The sequence below is a fragment of the Kitasatospora sp. NPDC091257 genome, assembly GCF_044757675.1.
Taxonomy (GTDB): domain Bacteria; phylum Actinomycetota; class Actinomycetes; order Streptomycetales; family Streptomycetaceae; genus Kitasatospora; species Kitasatospora lactacystinica.
Genome location: NZ_JBIVVI010000391.1, coordinates 1 through 7075, shown reverse-complemented (window position 1 = coordinate 7075; position 7075 = coordinate 1). Strand labels below are relative to the sequence as shown.

The 7075-nt window shown below is 71.1% G+C and carries 6 protein-coding genes and 2 pseudogenes; 1 reads left to right on the top strand and 7 read right to left on the bottom strand.

Going from position 1 to position 7075, the window contains the following annotated elements; all coding sequences use genetic code 11:
* Positions 1 to 60 precede the first annotated feature (60 nt).
* From ACIQOV_RS19365 to ACIQOV_RS19335, 7 genes and pseudogenes are all read right to left on the bottom strand, one after another.
* Complete coding sequence (locus ACIQOV_RS19365) at positions 61 to 834, bottom strand: nucleotidyl transferase AbiEii/AbiGii toxin family protein (protein WP_401049945.1); 774 nt, start codon at positions 832 to 834, stop codon at positions 61 to 63.
* Between the two features lie 115 nt (positions 835 to 949).
* On the bottom strand, positions 950 to 1381 hold the full coding sequence (locus ACIQOV_RS19360) for a bifunctional DNA primase/polymerase (RefSeq protein ID WP_401049942.1): 432 nt from the start codon (positions 1379 to 1381) through the stop codon (positions 950 to 952).
* Between the two features lie 134 nt (positions 1382 to 1515).
* Positions 1516 to 2910 (bottom strand): FAD-dependent oxidoreductase, encoded by a 1395-nt coding sequence (locus ACIQOV_RS19355; RefSeq protein WP_359900663.1) that lies wholly within the window; start codon positions 2908 to 2910, stop codon positions 1516 to 1518.
* Positions 2911 to 2972: 62 nt separating this feature from the next.
* Positions 2973 to 3776, bottom strand: coding sequence for an ABC transporter permease (locus ACIQOV_RS19350; protein ID WP_359900660.1), 804 nt, complete (start codon positions 3774 to 3776; stop codon positions 2973 to 2975).
* Complete coding sequence (locus ACIQOV_RS19345) at positions 3776 to 4720, bottom strand: ABC transporter permease (protein ID WP_401049939.1); 945 nt, start codon at positions 4718 to 4720, stop codon at positions 3776 to 3778. The genes ACIQOV_RS19350 and ACIQOV_RS19345 overlap by 1 nt, the downstream gene beginning before the upstream one ends.
* Positions 4717 to 5859, bottom strand: coding sequence for an ABC transporter ATP-binding protein (locus ACIQOV_RS19340; protein WP_401049937.1), 1143 nt, complete (start codon positions 5857 to 5859; stop codon positions 4717 to 4719). The genes ACIQOV_RS19345 and ACIQOV_RS19340 overlap by 4 nt, the downstream gene beginning before the upstream one ends.
* Before the next feature lie 40 nt (positions 5860 to 5899).
* Positions 5900 to 6955, bottom strand: a pseudogene (locus ACIQOV_RS19335) (spermidine/putrescine ABC transporter substrate-binding protein); the annotation flags it as partial.
* A 17-nt stretch (positions 6956 to 6972) separates the two neighbouring features.
* Here ACIQOV_RS19335 and ACIQOV_RS19330 point away from each other — a divergent pair.
* Positions 6973 to 7075 (top strand): annotated as a pseudogene (locus ACIQOV_RS19330) (GNAT family N-acetyltransferase); the annotation flags it as partial.

The window sequence follows — 7075 nt, the reverse complement described above, 5'->3', positions numbered from 1 at the left end:
TTCAGCCTTACAGGTCGTTCGGTCGCTCGGCCGAACGGGCGGCTCCACCGGGCCGGGGCCTCAGGCCTCCCCGTCCTCCGGCTCCTCCAGGTACGGGTCGTGCAGGCCGTCCGCCGCTTCGCGGGTCTCCAGCAGGTCCAGCCGCAGGTCCTGGGCCCAGGCGAGCGCCCAACGCTTCCGCCCGTCGACCTCCCCGGCCGGAACGCCCCGGGCGCGGAACCGCCCGTCCGCCGCGTCGGCGAGCGTCTCCAGTCGGTCGGCCAGTGCCGTGGGCTGGAAGTCCGGGTCCAACTCCCCTGCCAGTGCGATCAGTTCGCCCTCGCGGTAGCAGCGGGTGAGGGCGTGGACGTCGATCAGGTCGCGCGGCATGCCCCGGTCCACGAGGAGCGCGGTGCTCAGCGCGGCCGCGTCCTCCAGGGCGACGACCGGCAGCACCACCGGCGGCTCGTCCGGCCCGGGCGCACCGAGGTCGAGGCGGACCGGGCGGTGGCCCAGCGGCTCCTTGCGCAGTTCCACCGAGTGCGACCGCCCGCCGAGCGCCAGCCGGACGGTGAGCTGCTCCAGCCGCGGCGTGCCCGGCCGCTCGACGGCCTCCCCGCCCGCGGCCCGGTACGCCTCGCGCAGCGCGGCGGCCACCTCCGGCAGGTCGGCGCCGCCGGTGGCCAGGGTCAGCCCGTCCTGCGGGCAGGCCGCGACGCCGTGGGCGCGCAGCGCGTGCCCGCCGGCCAGCGCGAGGCCGTACCGGTCGCAGACTGGTGCGGCCGCGGCGGCCAGGCGCAGCTGGGCGGGGCCCGGGCGGAGGGACGCGTCGACGGCGTGCGGGACGGTGGTCACGCCTCCAGTCTGACGCGACCGCCGTCCCGGCGCGCCACCACCGCCGGGCGCCCCCGCGCGCCCCGGGGCGCCGGGGCTCCTCCGGGTGCGCCACCACAGCCGGGCCCCCGGAGGCTCACCAGCCGCTGAGCGTCGCCGCCGCCTCGTGCAGGGCGAGCTCCAGCAGCATCGGGTCGTTGAGCCGCCCGGAGCCGTCCGGCGGGACCAGCCAGCGCACGCCCCGGCTGCTGCGCCCGGGGGGCGGCACGACGATCCAGGCGCCCTCCCCCGCACCGCGCACACCGGTGCCGATCCAGCGGGCCGCCGTGCCGACGGGCACCAGGAAGCTGACCTGCTCGCCCCCGAAGTCGGTGAGGACCGGGCCGCGGGTGCGCGGGTCCGTGATCTCCAGGGCCGGGTGCCCGAGCCGCCCGGGGACGGAGAGGACGTCCCAGCGTCGGCCGGCCGGCAGCAGCACCAGGCCCGGCCCGGTGCGCTCCCACTGCTCCCGGAAGGACTCCGGGTCCGGTGCCGCCTGGGCGAGCCAGTGCAGTCCGGTGGTCTCCATGTCGTGTCCCCGCTTCTTGCCGTTCGTACTGTTCGGAGACGGCGGGAGGAACGGGACCCGCCGTCACCAAGGAGAGGCGGACGGCGGGTCCCGATTACACGACTATGGGGTGCCCGGTTGGCGGCGGTCGTGGTTCAGCTGTCGAAGCCGAGCCCCAGCCGGTCGAGGGTGCGCAGCCAGAGGTTGCGGTGGCCGCCGGTGCGGTCCGCCCGCTCCAGCGACCGGGTGGTGAGTTCGATCCCGGCCCAGCGCACCGGCTCGGGCGGGAACGGCAGCGGCTTGCTGCGCACCATGTCCAGGGAGGTGCGCTCGGTGCGCTCGCCGGCGAGCAGGTCGAGCATCACCTCGGCGCCGAAGCGGGTCGCGCCGACGCCGAGCCCGGTGTAGCCGACCGCGTAGGCGACCTTGCCGCGGTACCCGGTGTCGAAGAACGCCGAGAACCGGCTGCAGGTGTCGATGGCGCCGCCCCAGGCGTTGGTGAAGCGCAGGCCCTCCAGCTGCGGGAAGCAGCGGAAGAAGTGGTTGGCCAGGGTGCGGAAGGTCTCCGGCCGCTGGTCGTACTCGTGCCGGACGTGGCCGCCGAAGTGGTAGACCGCGTCGTAGCCGCCCCAGAGGATCCGGTTGTCGGCGGAGAGCCGGAAGTAGTGGAACTTGTTGGCGCTGTCGCCGAGGCCCTGCCGCCCGCGCCAGCCGATCGAGGCGAGCTGCTCGTCGTCGAGCGGCTCGGTCATCAGGGCGTAGTCGTACACCGGGACGATGTAGGGGCGGACCCGCTTGAGCAGCGACGGGAAGACGTTGGTGCCGAGGGCGACCTTGCGGGCGAAGACCCGGCCGTACGGGGTGCGGACGGCCATGCCGCTGCCGTGCTCCCGCAGGTCGGTGGCCCGGGTGTGCTCGAAGATCCGCACGCCCTGGCCCAGGCAGGCGTCCTTGAGGCCCCAGGCGAGCTTGGCGGGGTGGACCATCGCCACGCCCTCCTTGTCCCAGAGGCCGCCGAGGAAGGTCGGCGAGTTCACCTCGGCGCGCAGCTGGTCGGCGTCCAGGACGGTGATGTCGAAGCCGTACCGGGCGACCGCCTCGGCGATCTCGTGGAGCTCCTCGACCTGGTGGGGCTGGGTGGCGACGTCGATCTCGCCGGTGCGCTCCCACTCGGCGTCGATGCCGTAGCGCTTGAGGGTGGCCTCGATGCCGTCGAGGTTGGCGGCACCGAGGCGTTCCAGTTGGGCCAGTTCGGACGGCCAGCGGTCCAGGCCGTTGCCGAAGCCGTGGGTGAGGCTGGCCGCGCAGAATCCGCCGTTGCGCCCGGACGCGGCCCACCCGACCTCGTTGCCCTCGACCAGCACGACATCCAGCGAGGGGTCGCGTTCCTTGGCGATGAGGGCGGTCCACAGGCCGGAGTAGCCGCCGCCGACGACCAGCAGGTCGCAGGTGGTGTCGCCGACCAGGGCGGGCAGCGCCGCCGGCCGGCCGGGATCCTCCAGCCAGAAGGGGGTGGGCCTGGCGTCACTGAGTGCGCGGGCGGAATCCATGCATTATCAGCCACTTTCTACGAATAGATGACGTATGACGTGCCAACGCTGCCGACCGTACGTCAGGCGGTGGCCTTCCGGCGGTTGCCCAGCCACTGGCCGACGACGGTCAGCACCACGGCGGCGAGGAACATCGCGGTGCCGATGACGTTCACCTGCACCGGGATGCCGCGCTGCGAGGCGCCCCAGACGAACATCGGGAAGGTGACCGTGGTCGGCCCCGAGTTGAACTGGGTGATGATGAAGTCGTCGAAGGAGAGCGCGAAGCTGAGCAGCGCGCCCGCCGCGATGCCGGGCGCCGCCAGCGGCAGGGTGACCCTCAGGAAGGTCTGGGTGGGGGTCGCGTAGAGGTCCTGGGCGGCCTGTTCGAGCCTCGGGTCCATGCTCATCACGCGCGCCTTGACCGCCGTCACCACGAAGCTGAGGCAGAACATGATGTGCGCGATGAGGATGGTGGTGAAGCCGAACGGGATGCGCATGTTGAGGAAGAGCGTCCCGAGCGAGGCGGCCATGACCACCTCGGGCATGGCCATCGGCAGGAAGATCATCGCGGTGGTGGCCGAGCGTCCGCGGAAGCGGTAGCGGGCCAGTGCGAAGGCGACCATGGTGCCGAGCACGGTGGCGCCGATGGTGGCGAGCACCGCGATCTGCAGGCTGAGCGAGAGCGACTGGCACATGTCGGCCACGCCGCAGGGGTTGGTCCAGGCGTCGGTGGAGAACTCGTTCCACTCGTAGTTGAACTTGCCCACCGGCTTGTTGAACGAGAAGGCGAGCACGACCAGGTTGGGCAGCACCAGGTAGGCGAGGGCCAGCAGGCCGGCCAGCACCACCAGGCGGGCGCGGATCCACGTGAATATCCGGGACATCAGACCAGATCCTCCGTCCCGGCCTTGCGCATGTAGACCGTCACCATGCCCAGGATCAGGGCCATCAGGATGAAGCTCAGCGCGGCGGCCGTGGGGTAGTCGAGCACGTTCAGGAACTGCTTCTGGATGCCGTTGCCGACCATCTGCTCGCTCGGCGAGCCCAGCAGCTGGGCGTTGATGTAGTCGCCGGAGGCCGGGATGAAGGTCAGCAGGGTGCCCGCGACCACGCCCGGCAGCGAGATCGGGAAGGTGACCTTGCGGAAGGTGGTGAACGGCCGGGCGTAGAGGTCGCCGGCCGCCTCGTGCAGGCGCGGGTCGATCCGCTCCAGCGAGGTGTACAGCGGCAGGATCATGAACGGCAGGAAGTTGTAGGTCAGGCCGCAGACCACCGCGAGCGGCGTGGCCAGCACCCGGTCGCCGTCGGTGAGGCCGAGCAGGTTGGTGACGTCCAGGACGTGCAGCGCGTTCAGCGCGCCGACCACCGGGCCGCCGTCGGACAGGATGGTCTTCCAGGCCAGCGTGCGGATCAGGAAGCTGGTGAAGAACGGCGCGATGACCAGGATCAGGATGACGTTGCGCCAGCGCTTGCTCGCCTTGAAGGCGATCGTGTACGCGAGCGGGTAGCCGACGGCCAGGCAGAGCACGGTGGCGACGGCGGCGTAGGAGAACGAGCGCAGGAAGTGCCACTTGTACTCGACCAGGGCGTCCCAGTAGGTCGAGAAGTGCCAGGTGACCTTGAAGCCCTCTTCGAGCGAGCCGGTCTGCAGCGAGGTCGACCCCTGGTAGAGCATCGGGACGGCGAAGAAGATCACCAGCCAGGCGATGCCGGGCAGCAGCAGCCAGTACGGGGTGAGCTTGCGCTTCGGCCTGCGCTCCGCCGGTTGCGGGGAGTCGCCGTCGGGGGGTATCGCCCGGGACGGCGCGGCCGGGGTGGTGGCGGTCATGCGGCCTCCTCCCCGGTGCCCGCGTCGATCGCCTGTGCGGCGTCCAGGGCGAAGGAGTGCGCCGGGTTCCAGTGCAGCTGGACGGTGGCGCCGGGGACGATGCGGGCGTCGCGCTCCATGTTCTGCTCGAAGACGGTGACCTCCTGGCCGCCGTCGGTGCGCACCACGTACTGGGTGGAGACGCCGATGAAGCTGGAGTCGAGCACCGTGCCGGTCAGCCGGTTGCGGCCGTCGGCGACCTGCTCGGAGGCGTGGGTGATGGTGATCTTCTCCGGGCGCACGCCCAGGTGGACGCGCTTGGCGTCGGTGGTGCAGCGCGCCTTCGGCACGGCGAGGCGGGCGCCGGCCGCGCTGAGCAGCAGGTCACCGCCCTCGGTGCCGGTGACCTCGGCGGGCAGCAGGTTGGACTGGCCGAGGAAGTTGGCCACGAAGGTGGTGGCGGGGTTCTCGTACAGCTCGGCGGGGGCGCCCAGCTGCTCGACCCGGCCGCCGTTCATCACCGCGATGGTGTCGGCCATGGTCATGGCCTCCTCCTGGTCGTGGGTGACGTGCACGAAGGTGATGCCGACCTCGGTCTGGATCCGCTTGAGCTCCAGCTGCATCTGGCGCCGGAGCTTGAGGTCGAGCGCGCCGAGCGGCTCGTCCAGGAGCAGCACCTGCGGGTGGTTGATGAGCGCGCGGGCGACCGCGACGCGCTGCTGCTGGCCGCCGGAGAGCTGGTGCGGCTTGCGCCGGGCGTACTGGCCGAGCTCGACCAGCTCCAGCATCTCGTCGACCTGCTTCCTGACGTCCTTCCTGCCGCGCCGGCGCAGGCCGAAGGCGACGTTCTCGAAGATGTCCAGGTGCGGGAAGAGCGCGTAGCTCTGGAAGACGGTGTTCACCGGCCGCTTGTACGGGGGCAGGGCGGTGACGTCCTGGCCGCCGATCAGGACGGTGCCGCTGGTGGGCTCCTCCAGGCCGGCGATCATGCGCAGGGTGGTGGTCTTGCCGCAGCCGGAGGCGCCGAGCAGGGCGAAGAAGGAGCCCTGGGGGACGGTCAGGTCGAGCGGGTGGACGGCGGTGAAGGAGCCGTAGGTCTTGCCGATTCCGGTGAGCCGGACGTCGCCGCCGACGGCCGCGTCGCGCTGCTGGTCTGTCATGGGGTGGTGTCTTCCTGGGATTCTCTGCCGGGAGGTGGGGTCAGGCGCCGATGAGCTTCGAGAACTTCTGCTCGAAGTCGCTCTCCTCGCTCTCGGAGAGCGTGCGGAACACATGCGCCTTGACCGCCATCTCGGGGGTGGGTACGACCAGCGGGTTGGCCGCGGTGTCCGGGGCGATGCCGGCGAGCTCGTCCTTCATCCCGGTGACGGCGGAGACGAAGCCGATGCCCGCGACCAGCTGCGCCGCGATCTTCGGCTGATAGTAGAAGTCGATCAGCTTCTCCGCGTTCGCCTTGTGCCGGGCCTTGGCCGGAACCAGCATGTTGTCGGTCGAGGCGATGTAGCCCTTCTCCGGGATGACGAACCCGATGTCCGGGTTGTCGGCCTGCAGTTGGATCAGGTCGCCGCCCCAGGCGATGCAGGCCGCGATGTCGCCGGCGGAGAGCTCCTGGCCGTAGTCGTTGCCGGTGAAGCGGCGGATCTGCTTGCTGTCGACGGCCTTCTGCAGCCGGGCGACCGCGCCGTCGTAGTCGTCGGCGGTGAACCTCGCGGTGTCCTTGCCCTGGTCCAGCAGGACCATCCCGATGCTGTCGCGCATCTCGGACAGGAAGGTCACCCGGCCCTTGAGGTCGGGGTCGTCCAGCAGCTGGGAGACGCTGGTGACCTCCTTGCCCCTGGTCGCCTTCCGGTTGTACGCGACGACGGTCTGGATGCCGGCCCACGGGTAGGAGTAGAGCCGCCCTGGGTCCCAGTCGGGCGCGCGGAAGCGCGCCTCGATGTTGGTGATCGCGGTGGTGACGTTCGCCGGGTTGAGCTTCTGCGCCCAGCCGAGCCGGATCAGCCGGGCCGCCATCCAGTCGGTGAGCACCATCAGGTCGCGGCCGGTGTCCTGGCCCGAGGCGAGCTGCGGCTTGACCTTGCCGAAGAACTCGACGTTGTCGTTGACGTCCTCGTTGTACTTGACCTTGATCCCGGTGGCCTCGGTGAAGGCGTCCAGGGTGCCGTGCTTCTCCTTGTCCTTCTCGTCCGTGTCCACGTACAGCGGCCAGTTGGAGAAGGCGACCTCCTTCTGCGTCCCCGAGAGGTCCTCGGCGGCGTTCGCGGTCGAGTCGCCGGTCGCCCGGGGGCAGGGGTTACGCCACGGAGGGTTCGCTGGCCCTGATCGGCAAGGGGTTCGCCGACCTCGGGGTGGAGCGGGTCACCGCGAACACCATGG